Here is a 17,499-nt window from a genome sequence, read left to right as displayed (position 1 = left end):
CGCTCGATGAGAACGTGTTCTAATTTTTGGCATGCGCAGATTTGACGGCCGCCGCGTGGTGGTGACGGGAGCGGGATCCGGCATCGGTCAGGGCATCGCCCTGCGGCTGCTGGACGAAGGGGCGCAGCTGGTCGCCGCCGACATCGATGTGGCGGGTCTGGCGACCACCGCGGAAAAGGCGGGCGACGGCGCCGAACGACTGCGAACGGTCGAGGTCGACATCGCCGATCCGGAATCGGTGCGCACCGCGCTCGCGACGGCGCTCGAATTCCTCGGCGGGCTGGACGTGCTGGTCAACGCCGCGGGCATCCTCCGGCCCGCGCGCACCCACGAAATGCCGCTCGAGGTGTGGGACCGGGTGATCCGGGTGAATCTCACCGGCACCTTCCTGATGACCCAGGCCGCGCTGCCCGCCTTGCTGGATACCGGGCGCGGGGTGGTGGTCAATCTCTCCTCGACCGCGGCCTTCAGCGCGGCGCCCTACCTCGCCTCGTACGCGGCGTCCAAAGGCGGCGTGAACGCCTTCACGCACGCCATCGCCCTGGAGTACGCCAAGCAGGGTCTGCGCGCGGTGAACATCGTCCCGGCAGGCATCACCAGCGGCATCACCACGAAATCCATCCTGGACCAGCCCGAGGGCTTCGACCCGCAGCTGTTCTCGCGGATGACCGGCTGGCTCAACAAGGGCGCGCTCGGTTCTCCGGAGGACATCGCCGGGGTGGTCGCCATGGTCGCCTCCGATGACGGCAAATACATGACCGGCACCGAGATCAGGGTCGACGGCGGCGCGCTGATGTAGTCAGCGCGGCGTGGCCACCAGCAGATGGTGCGGGATCGGCGTGCCGGCCAACCGTCGATGCTCGACCGCGCAGCCCGCCTGCTCCAGCGCCGCGATCACGTCCGGCACCGGGCGCAGGGTGAAGCCGTACGACGTGAACGGAAGCTTCGCCATCGCGCCGGGATCACCGATGCCGATCACCAAGCGGCCGCCCGGCCGGACCACCCGCGCGAGTTCCGCGCAGGCCGCCGCCAGGTCCGGCACGAAGTAGACGGTGTTGACGGTGATCGCGGCGTCGAGACTGTCGTCCGGCAACGGCAGCGCGGTGAGCGAACCCTCGAGCAGCCGGAGTCTTCCGGCATCGAGGTCGCCACGGTGACTCGCGCGGGCGCGCGCCAGCATGTCGGGGGAGATCTCCACGCCGTACACGACCCCACCCGCGCCCACGCGGTCGAGCAGCAGGGGCAGCCCCGCTCCACCACCGAAGCCCACGTCGGCCGCAGCGCCGCCCGGCGCGAGGCACGCCGCCGCCACCGCCCCGGTGATGGCGGCCCTGTTGCTGCGATTGAGCACGAAGGCGACGCCTTTGCCGAGCACGCCGTGCGGATTCCCGAGCTGACCGGCGAGCGTGGACAACAGGCGGGCTCGGACGGAGTTCATGCGCGTCATCGTATCGAGCCGGGCCTTCCGGGCGGCGCGGCGAAGGTCCGAATACTGTTTCCCCGGTGTCCGTTCGGATACCGCGTCGTCTAGCGAAGGACCATCCGCGATGCGCCGACCGATGACCCTCCTCGCCGCCTGCGCGCTGACATTGCTGCCCGCTCAGCCCGCCTCGGCAGCCGGGCCGTGGGGGCCGATCGCCTCGCCGAATCCCTTCCTCGGCCCCACCGGCACCGCCACCATGCACGGCGACGCGGGGTCGTCGGACGTGACCCCGCTCGCCGGTCCTGGCACCGGTGCCGCGGCGGTCGCCGCGTACCCGCTGGCTTCGGCGTGCCCGACGCTGCTGGAAGGATCGGACCGTCTCGTGGTCGCGTTGTGCACCGCGATCGCGGGGCAGACGCCGACGGTGCATCTGCTCGATCCGGCGGCCCCGGGTCCGTCGGCGCGATCGCTCGCCGCACTGCCGTTGACCAAAGGCAGTTTGCTCGGTGGCGTGTACGCCTATCTCGACCAGGACGACCGCCTGGTGGTAGTCGACGGTTCGGACCGGTTGCTCCGCGTGCGGCACGAGCGTGACGCGGCGGGAACCTGGCGGCTGATCAGCGAAGCGGCCGCCGATCTGGAGTCGGTGATCCCACCAGGGGACAACGTGACGGGACTCGTGCCGGACTGGTCGGGCAATGTGTGGTTCGCGACCGGCCGGGGAGTGGTCGGGTTCGTCACGGCTGCCGGGCGGATCGCCGAGACGACGTTGCCGCCGGGGGAGCAGGTGGCGAACAGCATCTCGGCTGCCCCGGGCGGGCAGGTCGCGGTGGCGACGACGCATGCGCTGTACGAACTGCGGGTCGGTGCGGCCGGTGCCCCGGAGATCGCGTGGCGCGCGGTCTACGACCGGGGATCGGCCCGTAAGCCCGGACAGCTCAGCTGGGGCACGGGCTCGACACCCACCTATTTCGGCCCCGCGACCGGCGCGGACTATCTGACCATCGTCGACAATGCCGACGAACAGGTGCATGCCTTGGTCTACCGCACGGGCACAGGCGAATTGATGTGCGCGGTTCCGGTGCTCGGCGAAGGCGGACCGGGAAGCGAGAATTCGCCGGTCGCGATCGGCCGCTCGGTCTTCGTGGCGAGCACCTACGGCTATCCGTATCCGGCGCTGCCCGAAGGTGCGGGACCGGCGGTGCCGCCGAGCGCGCCGTTCACCGGCGGGATGACGCGCGTCGATGTGGCCGACGACGGATGTCATGTCGTGTGGGAGAACCGGGTTCGCAGTGCGGCCGTACCACGTCTGTCCACCGCCGACGGCGCGCTCTACACGGTCGCGCGAGTCGGTCTCGACCAGACCACCCCCCTGGACGGGTATGCCTCCACCGTCATCGATCCCGAAACCGGTACGGTCACCGCTTCCCAACCCCTCCCCGGCACCATCATCGACGACCCTTTGCAAACCGCTCCGCTGATCACGCATTCCGGTCGTCTGCTGCAAGGCACCATCACGGGGATATTGCGCGTCGGTTGAGTCCTCTTGTCTGTGACGTGCGTCTCTCCAAGTGGCATGTCGCGGCATCGTTTTCGCGCGGCGCGCGGCCCTGGAGCAGCAGGTGAGGCGAAGATCACATGGCTCGTAATGGTTGCGGCCCAGGTGCTGAATCGAGGGGTCCGGACAGGTGAACCGGAGGCTTTTCGCTCCCCGGTTAATGCGGAGCCTGTCGGGGAACTGCCCGGTCTTCCTCGCGTGCCGCTATGTCTTTACCCGGTTTATTACCGCGTAAACAAACTTGTGGTCTCTTTCTATTGCTGGAGGGTCAGCAACTGATCTTTCGTGCAAATGAACGTGCAGGTGGGGACCGGTCTCAGCAAACCATGGAGGGGTCTATCCAATAGCTCGGCTAACGCCGCGAGAGCGCTGGGATCCATTGCCGGACGAGGCTCCGGGAGCGTATTCCGGCGGTGTCGCCGGAGTACTGCCGGGTTCCCGAAACTTCGGTCGCGCGGGTCGCAAGCGGTTAGCTGGATGCGGGTGCCAGGCGGGTGTCCCGAGGGTTTGCTGGCCCGCTGCTTTATACGCTTGACCTCGGCGGGGAGGGTTGCGTAGGGATAACGATTGTGTAGAGTTGACGGTAACGCTGGCCGCAGCTAGAGCAGCGACTCGCTGCGGCCAGCGGAACTCAATTGGGGGAGTTTCGAACCGATCCGGCGCCGCTTAGCTGCCGATTATCCCGATCCCACCGCGGTACGTGTGCTGAATGTTGGCTGCGTCACACTGTCTGCCTGATCGCCGGCCGCCTCGGCACTCGAGTTCCCCGGTTCCGTGACCGCGCGGCGGCCCACGACGAACACATAGACCAGGAACAACGTCTCGGCGGTGAACCCGATCGCGAGGCGGATCGGGGTGGGCAGCGGGCTCGGTGTCACGAATCCTTCGATGAAGCCACACACCAGCAACACTCCGACCAGTCCGAGCGCGACCGTCGCGGTCGCCCGCCCTTGCCTGGCCACGGCCTCCGCCCGGCTGAGCCGTCCGGGATCGATCAGCGTCCACCCGAGTTTCAGGCCGACGCCGCCCGCCACGAACACCGCGGTCAGCTCCAGCGTGCCGTGCGGAAGGATGAAGCCGAAGAACGAATCCAGCCGCCCCGCCTCGGACATCAGCCCCGCGGTGACGCCCAGATTGAGGGCGTTCATGAACAGCAGGTAGACCGCAGGCAGGATCAATACGCCGGTGAACAGGGCGATCGCGGTCACCCAGGCGTTGTTCGTCCATACCTGGGCTGCGAAGGCGCCCTGCGGGTGTTCCGAGTAATACGTCTCGAACGCGCCGCCCGGTGCGGTGAGACTGCCTGTGTCGGAAGGGATTCCGAGGATGTCGCGGGCGGAGTCGAACCGCTCCACCCAGACGGCCAAGCCGGCCGATACGCACAGGAACACCGCGGCGACGCCGACCCACCACGGCCACGACCGGTAGAGCGCCGCCGGGAAGCGGTGGCTGAAGAACCGGCCGATCTCCTGCCAGGTGTCGGCGCGCGTGCCGAGCACCCGGCCGCGCGCACGCGCCAGCAGCGCGCTCAGTCCGGCGATCAGCTCCGGATCCGGGCTGTGCGCCTGCAACCGGGCAAGCTGCTGGGAGGTGCGGCGATAGAGCAGGACCAGTTCGTCGGCCTCCGCGCCGGTCAGCTTGCTCCGCTTGGACAAGTAGTCGAGCCGGTCCCACGCCCTGCGGTGCGCCAGGCTGTATGCGTCCACGTCCATTCGGTTGCCTCCCACTCCCACCGGTCGCAAGAATGCTATCGACATGGCTGAGTTCACCACCGGCGAAGCAGTGGCCCTGGAACTGCCGATCGCCCGGATCCCCACGAGGGCCACCGCGTTCCTGATCGACGTGCTGGCGCAGTGCACGCTCGGGTTCGTGCTGCTGTTCGCCGTCGTCACGCTGCTGCTGCCCGCGGGCGTGGACTCGGCCTGGCTCGACGTGGTGATGCTGGTCATCGTCGTGACCGTGCTGGTCGGCTATCCGGTGACCTGTGAGACCGTCTGGCGCGGCCGCACGCTGGGCAAGCTGATGCTCGGGCTGCGCGTGGTGCGCGAGGACGGCGGGCCGATCGACTTCCGGCACGCGCTCACACGCGGCCTGGCGGGCGCGATCGTCGATTTCTGGATGCTCGGCGGGTTCGGCGCCATCGCGGTGCTCACCTCGATGTGCTCACCGCAGGCGCGGCGGATCGGTGACGTGCTCGCGGGCACCGTGGTCGTGCACGCGCAACGCTCCCTGCCGCCGCCCGCGCTCGCGCTCGCGCCGCCGTGGCTGACCGGTTGGAGTGCGCAACTCGATCTGTCCGGACTGCCGGAGGATCTCGCGTTGTCCGTGCGGCAGTATCTGACGCGCTTGCGAACCTTGACTCCCGTGGCGCAACACCAGCTGGGCACCGAACTCGTGGCGCAGGTGTGCGGGCGGCTGCGCGTCGCGCCGCCGGCCGGTTACCCCCCGCCGCAGATTCTCGGTGCGGTCATCGCCGAACGACAGCGCCGGGTGCTGCCGCCGCCGCTGTTCCCGGTGTTCCCGCCGATGCCATCGCGCCCCGGTCAGCCGTTCGCCGCGACGTAGTCGTCCACTTCACGGAGGAAAGCGTCCTGCCGGGCCGGCGTCAGCCAAGAAGCGCGGAACGAATTCCGGGCCAGCTCGGCCAGTCGATCGACGCCGAGCCCAGCCTGCTCGGCGAGCGCGAGGTAGTTGTCGGCCACGTATGCCCCCGAAGTAGGCGGGATCGTCACTGTTGACGGTCACCGTCAGCCCGCGATCGAGCAGGCCGACGATCTCCTCGGACTTCATCTCGGCGGTGACGAAGGAGTTCGACACCGGACAGCAGGTGAGCGCGATGCCTTTGGACTTGGCCAGCTCGACCAGACGGTCGTCCGCCACGATGTTCGTGCCGTGGTCGAGGCGGTCGACGGCGATGTCCTCCAGCGCTTGGCGGATGTGCTCGATCGAATCCGGCTGATCGATGTCGCAGTGCATGGTCAGCAGGAAACCCTCCGCCCGGGCGCGCTCGAAGACGGCGGCGAACTTGCTCGGCGGGTTGCCGCGCTCGTCGGAATCCAAGCCGACGCCGAGGATCCAGCTCTTGTACGGCAGCGCTTCCAGCAACGTCGCCATGGCGTACTCCGCGGAATGATCGCGCAGGAAGCACAGGATCAGCTCGGCGGATATCCCCAGCTCCCGCCGCGCCCGCGCGATCGCCGAGCGGTATCCGCTGATCACCGTGGTGAACGGGACCCCGCGCCCGGTGTGCGCTTGCGGATCGAAGAACAGCTCGACATGGCGCACGCCTTGACCGTGCGCCCGGCGCAGATAGTCGTAGGCGAGGTCGTGGAAGTCCTCCGGGCGCTGCAGCACGCGCATCGCGGGGTAGTAGACCTGCAGGAACGACGTCAGGTCGTGGAAGCGATAGGTCTGCCGCACCTCGTCCACGCTTTTCTCCGGCAGCTCGATGCCGTTGCGCCGAGCGAGGCGGAACTTCAGCTCCGGCTCCAGCGTCCCTTCCAGATGCAGGTGCAGCTCCGCCTTGGGCAGTCCACGGACGAAGGCGGCGAGATCTGAGGCCATGGGGTCATGATCCTCCTCGGCGGCCCCGCGAGGACGCCCTTCGGCAAGTCCACGGCCGGAACTCAGAGCGCCCCGGACTGTTTCAGTTCCAGGTACTCGTCCGCGAGCGCCTCGGGCAACCGTTCCGGGGACGCGGCTACCACCGCGATACCGGTGCGGCGCAGCGACTCCTGGACCAGCGCGCGCTCGGCGAGCACGGATTCGGCGGCGGCCGCGGCGTACAGGTCGAGGAGGCGATCGCGGCGGGTGGCGGCCGCGGCGATCTCGGGGTCGGTCACCGAGACGATCAGCACCCGGTGCCGCTGCGCCAGCACCGGCAGCACGGGCAGCAGATTCTCCTCGACCGCGGCGCCGTCGAGGCTGGTGAACCAGACGACCAGGCTGCGGCGGCGGGTGCGCTGAACAGCCGCCCGCACGAGTCCGGCGCTGTCGGTGTCGACGAGGGCGGGGGTGATGCCTGCCATCGCGTGCATCAGCTTCAGCTGCAATCCTTTCCCGCCGACCCCGCGGACCTCGGCGCGCGGTCGGCGGTCGAAGGCGAGCAGATCGACGGTGTCCCCCGCGGCGGCGGCCAGACCGCCGAGCAGCAGTGCCGCCTCGATGCTCGCGTCCAGGCGGGTACCGTCACCGACCCGGCCCGCGCTGATCCGGCCGGTGTCCAGCAACATCAGCATGTGCCGGTTGCGCTCCGGGCGCCTGGTGCGGACCAGGACGTCGGTGGCGCGGGCGGTGGCGCGCCAGTCGATGGCGCGCACGTCGTCCCCGGCGACGTACTCGCGGAACGAATCGAATTCGGTGCCCTGTCCGCGCAGATTGGCCACGTTGCTGCCCTCCAGGTGCTGCAGCCTCTTCACTTTCGAGCGCAACAGCCGTTCGGCGCGGAATGCGGGCAGCGCGCGGACTCGTGCGGGCACGACGCGCCTGGTCTGCCGCCCCGCCAGTCCGAGCGGGCCGAGCAGTCGCACCGTGACCTGGCCCGCGACTCGATCGCCACGGTAGGTGGGGGTGAGCGTGGTGCGGAATCGGACCTTGGTGCCAGGGGCGAGGTCGAGCCGGTGCGTCCGGTGCTCGGGGCGCGCGCTGTCGGGCCAGTCGTCCAGACCGTGCCGCGCAGCACCTGGGCTCCGGTGTTGACCGCGACGAGTTCCACTTCGGCGGAGCGCCCGAGCCGTACCGTGGTGAGCGCTTCGCGGGAGAGCGCGAGATCGCGCGCCCGTCCCACCGCCCCGAGGTCGATGAGCAGCCCGGCCACGAGGACACAGGTCACCACCGCCACGCCGGCCGAGGACGGCAGGACCAGGGTGACGAACAGGGCCGCCACGCCTGCCGCGGCGGCCAGCCGACCGGTGACGACCATGCGCTACACCGGAACCGGAACCGACAACAGCAGCGACGACAGCACGCTCTCGGTGGTCACGCCGTCCAGTTCGGCCTCCGGGCGCAGATGCAGGCGGTGCCGCAGCACCGCGACGGCGACGGTCTTCACGTCGTCCGGCGTGACGAACCCGCGCCCGCTGAGCCAGGCGAAGGCGCGGGCGGCCGCCATCAGCGCCGTCGCGCCGCGGGTCGACGCGCCGTGCTGCACGGCGGGCGAGGTGCGGGTGGCCCGGCACACGTCGACGGTGTAGGCGAGCACCTCGGGCGTGATCGTCGTCCGGGCGATCGCGGCGCGGGCGGCGGTGATGTGCGCCGCGCCCGCGACGGGACGCAGGCCCGCGGCGGTCAGGTCGCGCGGATCGAAGCCCTCCGCGTGCCGTTGCAGGATGCGGAACTCGTCGTCCCGGCCGGGCAGGTGGATGTCCACTTTGAACAGGAACCGATCCAGCTGCGCCTCCGGCAGCGGGTAGGTACCCTCCTGCTCGATCGGGTTCTGGGTGGCGACGACGACGAACGGATCGGGCAGCGGCTGCGGCTTCCCGTCCACCGAGACCTGCCGTTCCTCCATCGATTCCAGCAGCGCCGACTGGGTTTTCGGCGGCGTGCGGTTGATCTCGTCGGCGAGCAGCAGGTTGGTGAACACCGGACCCTGCCGGAAAGTGAACTCCGCGGAGTGCGGGTCGTAGATCTGCGAGCCGGTGACGTCACCGGGCATCAGGTCCGGAGTGAACTGCACCCGGGCGTGGTCGAGGTCCAGCGCCGTGGCCAGCGCCCGCACGAGCAGTGTCTTCGCCACACCGGGCACGCCTTCGAGCAGCACATGGCCGCGGCACAGCAGCGCGAGCACCAAATACATGACCGCGTTGTCGTTGCCGACCACCGCCTTGCCGATTTCGGCGCGCAGGGCGTGGAACGCGGCGCCCGCCTGCTCGGCTGTCGGGGTGGTCTCGGTGCTGGTCATTCGATCTCCTGTGGTTCGCGGGTGTTCCCGCATGCCGTGGGCCGGGGGAGGATTGGGCAAAGGCGTCTCATCCGACCTCCGATTCGATCCATTCGAGTTGGGCGGCCACCACCTGCAGCGTTCCCGGGTCGGGCACCGGGCCGAACAAGGCCGCGCCGATCTGGGCGGGGTGGGCTCCGATGCGCGCGGCGACCGCGGCGACGACCCGGTCCGGCGGGGTGTCGGCCGTGATGCCGAGCGGGGTGCGAATGCGGCGCAGCGTGGCCGCCCGCAGCTTCCCGGCGACGTGATCGTGGTCTTTCGAGCGGCGGTAGAGGGCGGCCTGTCCGGCGAGCAGTTCGTCGGCCGCCACCTCGACGGGCCGAGGCTCACGCACCAGGGCCCCCCGCCTGCGGGCACGCCACCACACCACCAGCGCTGCGGCGATCAGGAATTGCACGCCGCCGTAGAAGACCGGCGCGGGCAGCCGGTCCCAGATCGGGTCGTCCCCCGCTCCGAAGCCGGGGGCGTCCGGCGGCGGGACATCGGGCAGATCCGGAGGCGTTTGCGGCGGCGGCGCCGGAGGAGCGGTCGGCGCGCCGCAGGATTGCAGGGCGCCGTAGACCAGCAGCAGCAAGGCGGCCGCCGCGGCGAGTGCCGCCCAGAACCGCGGGTCGCGCAGCAGTTTCGGCAGCGGTGGCAGTCTGCGCTTGACGCGCGGTCTTTTCTCCACCGCCGCGATCTCCACCGGTTCCGGCGCGGGCGGCGGCGCGGAAGCGGAGAACCGGTCGGCGTACTCCAGCCTGCGGTATTCGTCCTCGGTGGCGCGGCGTCCGCCGTAGACCACCTCGTCGAAACTGCGCGCGGCGGGCTGGATCTCGGTGGCGGTCTCGAGCGGTAAGGCGGTGGTCACGTCGTCGGCGGTTTCCCGCGCGGTGCGGGACCGTCGCACCTCCAGCACACCGCCCTGTTCCAGGCCGCGCAGCACCGCACGGAACCGTTCGCGCAGGGCCCGGTCGAAATCCCTGTGCTGCGCGGCCGATTCGGCGGCGGCGCGATGATCGGCGGCGGCGCCGAGCCGCGGCATGCCGGGTACCGTGTCGTTCGGCGCGCCTTCGGCAGGCGTGACTTCGGCCGACTGCTGAGCCGACGGGACCTCCGGCGGCACTGGGGCGCTCATCGCGCCTCCTGCCTGCGGATAAGGATGTCCAATCCTTCCCGGCGGCACCGGCGGTCGACGTAGCACACCACCCGCGAAGAACTCTCGACCACTTCGCCGAACGCCGTCAGCAGCAGCACCGCCGACGTGGTCAGCACGATCACCGGCCACCGGTGGGTGCCGGAGAAGTCCGAGACGAACAGCGGAATGGCCAGCAGCGGGACCGCCAGCAGCGCGAACAAGGCGCGCTGGAGGATCCACAGCCCGGTGGTGGACCACTCCGCGCCCTCGGCGAGCAGTTTCGCCCGTGCGATACCGTCCCGGTGCGAAGTGCGCTCGACGAACAGCACCGGCACGGCGACCCAACGGCCGGCGCGCAGCCGGCCCAGCCAGATCGCCGCGAGCGGCAGCGTCACGATCAGCACGCTGCCCACCGCCAGCACGGCGACGCCCACCACGGTGAACAACAACTGGAACATCAGCAACGGGCCGAGCGTCGCACCGAATCGGCGCAGCGCGGTCCGGCGGCCGATCGGCGCGCCGCCGACGGTCGCGAGGCCGAGGGCAGCGGTGGCGCCGCGTAACACGAACCGCAGCAACCACGCACAAGCCGCGGTGGACAGGATCGCCGCCCAGGCGGTGCCCGGGTCGGAGCCGTCGGTCAGCTCGGAGACGCCCGCGGTCACCGCGACGACCACGGTCTCGGCGAGGACGAGGCCCGTCACGCTCAGCCCGGCCAAGGCGCGGACGTTCGCCTGGATCAGCGCGAACGGCACATCGAGCAGTTCGCGAAAACTCAGCGGTCGGATCGGCACCGTCGTTCCAGGAGACCCCGGTACCGGATCTGTTCCCGCCCCGACGGCGCCGGCCGGTTCGGCGGCTGGCAGCACGGGCCGAGTCTAGCCCTCAGCGCCGTAGTAGGCGGTCCACCACGTGCCGGTAGCGAACCGGATCGATGGGTGGGAGGCCGAGCAACGCGCGCAGGTACACACCGTCACCGACCAACCGGATGAGGTCGGCCTGTACCGGGTCGGAGACCTCCTCGTCCAGACCGTCCGACCAGGAGTTCATCATCTCGACGAGCGCCTGCTGCACCTCGTCGGGTTCCGGGGTGGCGTCGATGGTGCGCATGGTCGCGAGCATGGACCGGTAGAGCTCGAGTTCGACCGCTTCCGCCGCGTTGTCCGGGTTCGGCGTCTGCAGGTACCACTCGGCTACCGAACCGCCCCTGGCGACCGCGGTGTCCAATTGCCTGCCCGCACGGTCGGCCAGCCTGCGGACCAAGCCCGCGAGCAGCGCGTCCTTGCTCTTGAAGTGGTAGAGCAAGCCGCCCTTGGAGACGCCCGCGGTGGCCGCGACGTTTTCCAGGGTCACATGCGACATGCCTTTCTCCAGCAGCAAGGTCTCGAGCGCGTCCAAGATGCGGTCGCGGGTGTCAGCTGTCACACCGCCGACTATACCGTCCGGACGGTTAGATTGGTACTATACCGTCTGGACGGTAAAACGGACGACGGAAGTCGAGAAAGTCATGACCCCCCAGGCCATACGAACGGCCACCACCCCCCGCGCGGGAGCGCGCGAGTGGGCGGGATTGTCGGTGCTCGCGCTCGCCCTGCTCCTGCTCGCCGTCGACGCGACGGTGCTGGATCTGGCCGTGCCCGCGATCAGCGCCGATCTCGCGCCCACCACGCCGCAGCTGCTGTGGATCATCGACGTCTACTCGTTCGTGCTGGCCGGGTTGCTCGTCGTCATGGGCAACCTCGGCGACCGGATCGGGCGGCGCAGACTGCTGCTGCTCGGCGCGGCCGGATTCGGTGTCGCCTCCGTGCTGGCGGCCTGGTCGGTGACACCGGAAATGCTCATCGCGGCCCGCGTGCTGCAAGGTGTCGCGGGTGCGACGCTGATGCCCGCGACGCTCGCGCTGATCAGGTCGATGTTCCTCGACCCTCGGCAGCGCACCGTCGCGATCGCGGTCTGGAGCGCGATGGCGGGTGGTGGCGCCGCGGCCGGACCGCTGCTGGGCGGCTGGCTGCTCGAGCACTACTGGTGGGGTTCGGTGTTCCTGGTGAACCTGCCGGTCATGCTGGTGCTGCTCGGGCTGGGTCCGATGCTGATCCCGGAATCGCGCGATCCGAAGCCCGGTCGCTTCGACCTGCCGAGTGCGCTGCTGTCGATGCTCGCGCTGGTACCCATCGTGTACGCGGTGAAGGAGTTCGCGGCACACGGTCCGGATACGCGAGCGGTCGCGGTCGGTGCGGTCGGCCTGCTCGCGGGCGTGGGCTTCGTGCACCGGCAGCGCCGCCTCGCGCAGCCGATGCTGGATCTGGCGCTGTTCACCCTGCCGAAGTTCCGCACGGCGGTGCTGACCAACTTGCTTGCGGTGTTCGCGCTGGCCGGCGTGCTGTTCTTCGGCTCGCAGTACCTTCAGCTGGTGCTCGGCCGCTCGCCGACGCAGGCCGGCTTGCTGCTGCTGCCGGGCCTGCTGGCCGGGATGATCGCCTCGCTCGTCGCGGCCTGGTTGATGCGGCGGTTCCGGCCCGGCGCGGTGCTCGGCGGCGCGCTGATCACGGCGGCGGCGGGTGCGACGCTGTTCGGCCGGCTGAGTACGGACGCGGCCACCAGCACGACGCCGTTCGTGCTCGGCTTCCTGTTCATCGGGGCGGGGGTCGGGGTCGCGCTGACGGTGTCGTCGGACCTGGTGGTGGGCTCGGCGCCGGCCGCTCGCGCGGGCGCGGCCGCCGCGGTGTCGGAGACCGCGTACGAAACCGGCGTCGCGCTGGGCGTCGCGATTCTCGGTAGCGTGGTCATGGCGATCTTCCGCAATGGTCTCGACCTGAGTCAGGTGCCGGGCGATCAGGCGGACGTCGCCTCCGAATCCCTCGGCGCGGCCACGGCCTTCGCCGGGGAACTGCCGGAGGCCGCCGGGAACGCGTTCCTCGCCTCCGTGCACGAAGCGTTCGTCTCCGGCATCCACTTCGCGGCGATCGGCACCACCTCGATCCTGTTGCTGGCCGCGCTGGTGGCGTTCCGGTTGCGCGGCGCCCGTGCGTGATCGCCGGTTCCGGACGCTTCCGCGCGAAGTCGTAGTTGCGGCGGCGCGGGCAGGGGCCGTCCCCTGGCTGGGCGACCATGCCGTTCCGCGCCGGTGTCACGGCGGTCGGTGAGGCACTCGCAGCTGCCTGTCGACCCCGTTCTCGCGGGCTAGCGGACCGGACCGGAGTTCCTGCCGGGCGCGCCGCGCTCGTGCGCCCGGCACGAGGGGATGACCTCTCGTTCATCCGGCGCCATGCGATCGGTGCCGGTGCTGCCGACTGCCCGTGATCATCGGTCGCCCCCGGTCTCGGTGGACCGGGAACCACTTCGAACTCGGTGGCGTCACGGCCCGGGCACTGAACGTCGCCGTGGAGCCGCGCGAGACATGTGGGCGCGTTCGGGTCGGCTGCCGCCGCCGAGGTAGCCGCCGCTCAACCGGTCAGCCGCGACGGTGGCAGCGCGAGCGCGGGCGGCGGTAGTGGGCGTTGCGCATACCGCCTCGCGACGTGCGAAGGTCTTGGGAGACATGTGGGCGCGTTCGGACCGGCGGCGGCCGCCGAGGTAACCGCCGCTCAACCGGTCAGCCACGACGGCGGCAGCGTGGGCGGCGGTAGCGGGCGTTGCGCATACCGCATCGCGACGTGCAAAGGTCTAGGAGACATGTGGGCGCGTTCGGGTCGGCTGCCGCCGCCGAGGTAGCCGCCGCTCCAACCGGTCAGCCGCGACGGCGGCAGCGTGGGCGGCGGTAGCGGGCGTTGCGCGTACCGCATCGCGACGTGCCGGGACAAGATCTAGGTGGGACGGGCCAGCCGGGTCGGTGTGAGGCGGCCGCGGAGGGTGACGGATGCGCCGAGTTGCCAGTGTCCGGCTTCGAGCGCGTCCGCGGCGTCGATCGTGGCGCCGGAGGCGAGCAGCAGGCCCTCCTGCTTGGCCAGTTCGCACAGGCGGGCGGCCTCGTTGACCGCGTCGCCGATGACGGTGAACTCGTAGCGCTGATGCGCGCCGACATTGCCGGCCACCACCCGGCCCGCGGCCACGCCGATGGCCGCGACGAAATCGGTCGCGGTGGCGTCGAGCCGGGGCCGGATCGCGCGGGCCGTGGCCAGCGCCGCGCCCGCGGCGTCGGCCAGTGGTGCGGGCGTGCCGAAGACGGCGAGGGCGGCGTCGCCCTCGAACTTGTTGACCAGCCCGCCGTGGCGCTCCACCTCGTCCACCACGATGCCGAAGAACCGGTTGAGCAGAGCGACCATCTCCGGTGCCGGGATGGTCGCGGCCATGGTCGTCGAGCCGACGATGTCGATGAACAGGGCCGCCGCCTCGGTCTCCACGCCTCCGAGCGTCGGATCACCCGCCAGCGCGGCGGCGGCTACCTCGCGCCCGACGTGTCTGCCGAACAGGTCCCTGATCTGCTCCCGCTCGCGCAGTCCCTCGACCATGTGGTTGAAACCGCTCTGCAGCTCACCCAGTTCGGTGCCGTCGTACACCGCCAGCGCCACATCGAGATCGCCGTCCTCCACCTGACGCATCGCACGGCGCACGCCGAGGATGGGCGCGACGGTCGCGGCCAGGGTCTGCGTCATCAGCAGCAGACCGAAGATCAATGTCGCCCCGCCGAGGGAGAGCACGCAGACCGCCAGCCGAGCCTTGGTGACGTCGTCCATGGCGAGCGCGAGCACCGCCAGCACCATCATCCCGGCGACGGGTACGCCCGAACCGACCACCCAGACCACCAGCGAGCGTCCGAAGACGCCGATGCCGCGACGTCGACCGGAAGCCGCGGCTTCCAGCACCCGTGCGGTGACGGGTCGCAACGCGAACTCGATGATCAGGTAGCTGTTCGCGCACACCACGATGGCGCTGAGCGCGATGCCGAAGGCCACCTTCGGGATCAGCCGCGGTTCGGCCATGCCGTACAGCGTGGTCAGCAAGACCAGTCCGCCGAACCACAGCAGCGCTTGGTTACGCACCAGCCTGCGCGGCGTCGCGGTGGCCGCGGCCTGCTCCTCCTCGGTGGGTACATGCAGCGGATCGGTGGCCCACCGCAGCGCCCGCAGCCCGCGAGTCGTGCCCCACCACAGCCCGAGCAGCAGCGCGCAGGTCGCGTACAGCGGTGCGGCGAGCACGTCGAGCAGCAAAAGATCCCGGGTGAACACCGACGGCCCCGGCAAGACGAAGCCGACCAGCGCGATCGACACCACCATGCCCGTCAGGTTCCCCAGCAGGGTCGGCACAGTGAGCAACAGCTGGATGCGGATGCGCCGCAGCCCCGACGACTCCTCGGCGGTCCCGAGCAATCGTGACCCCCACGGCGCCGCGGCGAGCGTCACCTCCCTGTGTTGCATGGGTGCAGCGTATGCGGAGACGAGGCTCACTGCCGCAGGTCGCGGCCACGCACATGGGCGACCGGCGCCCGGTCCAGGGCGCGTTCGACCGGTCCGCATCCGGCGCGGATCGCGCGGACCGCTTCGGCGACGCGCGCGCGGGATCACGCGCCCGACCGTGTGGCGACCGCACAAAAGCCCACCTGCTCGACGCCCATTTGCTCGACTCGGAGTCGGCGGCGTCCGGCCGGCCTACGGTCTGGTGCGCTGCCGGTGGTCGAGTCGCCGGAGACAGCGGTGCCCGCGCCGATCGACCCGGCCCGCTGCTCGACGGCAATCGGAGCAGCCGCGCCAGCGCTACTACGGCCGCTTTTCGATCAGGCTGACCGCTTGTCGGCGCGGTGCGGTCAGCGCCCCGGCGGCAGTTCGCGGCGGATGGCCTCCGGAAGTTCGGGGCGGTGGTGGCCCGGCAGCTCGTCCCGGTGGGCGCCGGTGGGCAGACCGTAGCCGGCGGCGCCGGTGGGGGGAAGCGAGGAGTAGCGGGGGGTGGGCGGCGCGGAGTAGTGGGCGTCCACGACGGTGGAGGCAATGTGCTGGGCGTGCGCGATGTCGGGCGTGCCCGGCTGCAGCTGATAGCCGACGGCCTGCGGATGCGAGGTCTGGCCGTCGACGGTGACCTTGCGGGTGCGCCGCAGCGTGAAGGTGATCTCCTCGACCTCTTCGAACGCCTGCCGCGCGGTGCGCAACGGATGCGTCGCCGTGTCGATCGCGTTGGCGACGAACGACGGAACCAGCGGCCGGATGAAACGCGCCGCGGTGTCGGTGAACGGGACCGTGCCGATCAGCGGCAGCTCGAGGCCGCCTCCACCGCTCGGCACGGCCGGTGCGGGTGCGACGGCGGGCACCGGCGGATGCGCGGCGGCGGGAGCGGGTAGGTGCGTCGCCTCGTCGGGCACGGCGCTGTCCTTTCGGTCGTCCGCCGCGACGGCGGGAAGTTCGGGGCGGCGCGGCGGCTCGGTGATGCCGATCTCGATGCCGCCGATGGCCGCGATGATGCGGGTGCGCTGGCGCTCCCGGTCGATGGCCGTGTCCGCCTCGACGGCGAGGCGGGCGGCGGTGAGTTCCTGCTCGGCGCGCAGGGTTTCCGTCTCGGCGCGCACTTCGGCCTGCTTGAGCGCGATCACCGCGTCGGCTTCCCGCTCGGCGCGGTCGTGCACCGTGCGGGCCGCGTTGTGCCGGTCGAACGATGTCTCGCCGCGCCACCAGCGCAGGACCAACGGCAGCAGGGCCAGCGCGACGAACGCCACGATGGTGAGCACGCGCAGCGGCAGCGCGTCGCGCACCGTGTAGTCGTTCATCGCCTGCCAGCGCGCGCCGAGCCCGCGGTCGGCGTCGTCGAACGCGGCGGTCCGCGCGGTCGACAGGGCGGCTTGGCCCGCGTCGATCCGGCGGTCCGCGGCATCGACCCGGCCTTGCGCGGTGGCGAGCTGCTTGCGGGCGTCGTCGAGCATGTCGTTGGCCGTCTGCGCCTCCGGCCCGCGTCCTGGCACGCCGGTGATCCTGGTGCGCGGGCACTCCGGAGTCGGGTTGATCTCGCAGCGGGCGATCACCAAGGCGTGATCGATATCGTTCTGCGCCATGCCGATCGCTTGTTCGAGCGCGGCCCGGTCGGCTTTCGCCCGGTCGAGTTCCGTCTGCGCCGCGACGACGCGCGGCGCCGAATCGAGCGAACGCTGCGCCTTCTCGTCCAGCAGCCGGTCGACGGATCCGCTGAACAGCACGATCGCGGCGAGCTCGGCGAGCAATCCGCCCGCCAGCACCGCGACCACGAGACGCGCGATCAGGCCGAGCCGATCCGGCCCGCCACTGGGCCGGGGCGTAGTCAGAGCCCTGGCGAGCGCGCCGGTCAGTGCGGCGACCACGACGCCTGCCGACAGCGCCGCCCACCACGGCCATGCGGAGCCCGCGGCCAGGGCGGCGACCACACCGGAGATCACCCCGAACAACAGCACGACCGCCCCCGTGACGGTGTATCCCGCACGCTCGTGACGATCGGTGATCGCGCTGTTCCTGCCCCCGCCGAGCCAGGTGAACAAGCTGGTGACGGTCATCGGAAGGCACATC

General features: G+C 70.6%; 16 protein-coding genes. 4 read left to right on the top strand and 12 right to left on the bottom strand.

Annotated features, from left to right (window positions below):
- The first annotated feature begins 31 nt into the window (after window positions 1-31).
- On the top strand, window positions 32-799 hold the full coding sequence (locus GVY64_RS12675) for an SDR family NAD(P)-dependent oxidoreductase (protein ID WP_159840897.1): 768 nt from the start codon (window positions 32-34) through the stop codon (window positions 797-799).
- Here the strand turns inward: GVY64_RS12675 and GVY64_RS12670 are convergent, their stop codons facing one another.
- The gene (locus tag GVY64_RS12670) at window positions 800-1,438 is read right to left on the bottom strand and encodes a class I SAM-dependent methyltransferase (protein WP_159840895.1); all 639 of its coding nucleotides are present in this window, start codon (window positions 1,436-1,438) and stop codon (window positions 800-802) included.
- A gap of 109 nt (window positions 1,439-1,547) precedes the next feature.
- Here GVY64_RS12670 and GVY64_RS12665 point away from each other — a divergent pair, with 109 nt between their 5' ends.
- Window positions 1,548-2,963 carry a hypothetical protein gene (locus GVY64_RS12665; protein ID WP_159840893.1) on the top strand — a complete coding sequence of 472 codons (1,416 nt, stop codon included), beginning with the start codon at window positions 1,548-1,550 and terminating at the stop codon, window positions 2,961-2,963.
- A gap of 695 nt (window positions 2,964-3,658) precedes the next feature.
- On the opposite strand, the gene GVY64_RS12660 is transcribed toward GVY64_RS12665, so the two are convergent.
- Window positions 3,659-4,693 (bottom strand): stage II sporulation protein M, encoded by a 1,035-nt coding sequence (locus GVY64_RS12660; protein WP_159840891.1) that lies wholly within the window; start codon window positions 4,691-4,693, stop codon window positions 3,659-3,661.
- A 43-nt stretch (window positions 4,694-4,736) separates the two neighbouring features.
- On the opposite strand from GVY64_RS12660, the gene GVY64_RS12655 reads away from it, so the two are divergent.
- Complete coding sequence (locus GVY64_RS12655; protein ID WP_159840889.1) at window positions 4,737-5,546, top strand: RDD family protein; 810 nt, start codon at window positions 4,737-4,739, stop codon at window positions 5,544-5,546.
- A 9-nt stretch (window positions 5,547-5,555) separates the two neighbouring features.
- Here the strand turns inward: GVY64_RS12655 and add are convergent, their stop codons facing one another.
- The 7 genes from add to GVY64_RS12625 all read right to left on the bottom strand — a co-directional run bounded on the left by add (window position 5,556) and on the right by GVY64_RS12625 (window position 11,467).
- Entirely contained in the window at window positions 5,556-6,545 is a 990-nt protein-coding gene (add, locus tag GVY64_RS12650; RefSeq protein ID WP_201298000.1) for an adenosine deaminase, read from the bottom strand.
- A gap of 62 nt (window positions 6,546-6,607) precedes the next feature.
- Window positions 6,608-7,459: a DUF58 domain-containing protein gene (locus GVY64_RS12645; protein WP_236566791.1), complete on the bottom strand. Its 852-nt coding sequence runs from the start codon at window positions 7,457-7,459 to the stop codon at window positions 6,608-6,610.
- Window positions 7,396-7,902 (bottom strand): hypothetical protein, encoded by a 507-nt coding sequence (locus GVY64_RS37820; protein WP_236566790.1) that lies wholly within the window; start codon window positions 7,900-7,902, stop codon window positions 7,396-7,398. The genes GVY64_RS12645 and GVY64_RS37820 overlap by 64 nt, the downstream gene beginning before the upstream one ends.
- Before the next feature lie 3 nt (window positions 7,903-7,905).
- Entirely contained in the window at window positions 7,906-8,883 is a 978-nt protein-coding gene (locus tag GVY64_RS12640; RefSeq protein ID WP_159840887.1) for an AAA family ATPase, read from the bottom strand.
- Between the two features lie 67 nt (window positions 8,884-8,950).
- Complete coding sequence (locus GVY64_RS12635) at window positions 8,951-10,042, bottom strand: DUF4129 domain-containing protein (RefSeq protein ID WP_236566789.1); 1,092 nt, start codon at window positions 10,040-10,042, stop codon at window positions 8,951-8,953.
- The gene (locus tag GVY64_RS12630; protein ID WP_236566788.1) at window positions 10,039-10,836 is read right to left on the bottom strand and encodes a hypothetical protein; all 798 of its coding nucleotides are present in this window, start codon (window positions 10,834-10,836) and stop codon (window positions 10,039-10,041) included. Before GVY64_RS12630 ends, GVY64_RS12635 begins: the two co-directional genes overlap by 4 nt.
- 91 nt (window positions 10,837-10,927) lie before the next feature.
- On the bottom strand, window positions 10,928-11,467 hold the full coding sequence (locus GVY64_RS12625) for a TetR/AcrR family transcriptional regulator (protein WP_159840885.1): 540 nt from the start codon (window positions 11,465-11,467) through the stop codon (window positions 10,928-10,930).
- A gap of 82 nt (window positions 11,468-11,549) precedes the next feature.
- Between GVY64_RS12625 and GVY64_RS12620 the strand changes: the two genes are divergently transcribed.
- Window positions 11,550-13,073 (top strand): MFS transporter, encoded by a 1,524-nt coding sequence (locus tag GVY64_RS12620; protein WP_159840883.1) that lies wholly within the window; start codon window positions 11,550-11,552, stop codon window positions 13,071-13,073.
- A gap of 553 nt (window positions 13,074-13,626) precedes the next feature.
- Here GVY64_RS12620 and GVY64_RS12615 read toward each other — a convergent pair.
- The 3 genes from GVY64_RS12615 to GVY64_RS12605 all read right to left on the bottom strand — a co-directional run bounded on the left by GVY64_RS12615 (window position 13,627) and on the right by GVY64_RS12605 (window position 17,486).
- The gene (locus GVY64_RS12615) at window positions 13,627-13,842 is read right to left on the bottom strand and encodes a hypothetical protein (RefSeq protein WP_159840881.1); all 216 of its coding nucleotides are present in this window, start codon (window positions 13,840-13,842) and stop codon (window positions 13,627-13,629) included.
- Window positions 13,843-13,845: 3 nt separating this feature from the next.
- Window positions 13,846-15,396 carry an adenylate/guanylate cyclase domain-containing protein gene (locus GVY64_RS12610; protein WP_159840879.1) on the bottom strand — a complete coding sequence of 517 codons (1,551 nt, stop codon included), beginning with the start codon at window positions 15,394-15,396 and terminating at the stop codon, window positions 13,846-13,848.
- A gap of 386 nt (window positions 15,397-15,782) precedes the next feature.
- The gene (locus GVY64_RS12605; protein WP_159840877.1) at window positions 15,783-17,486 is read right to left on the bottom strand and encodes a DUF4407 domain-containing protein; all 1,704 of its coding nucleotides are present in this window, start codon (window positions 17,484-17,486) and stop codon (window positions 15,783-15,785) included.
- Window positions 17,487-17,499 lie beyond the last annotated feature (13 nt).

This window comes from Nocardia sp. CY41 (genome assembly GCF_009829325.1).
Classification (GTDB): Bacteria; Actinomycetota; Actinomycetes; order Mycobacteriales; family Mycobacteriaceae; genus Nocardia.
This window is presented reverse-complemented; position numbering and strand designations above follow the sequence as displayed.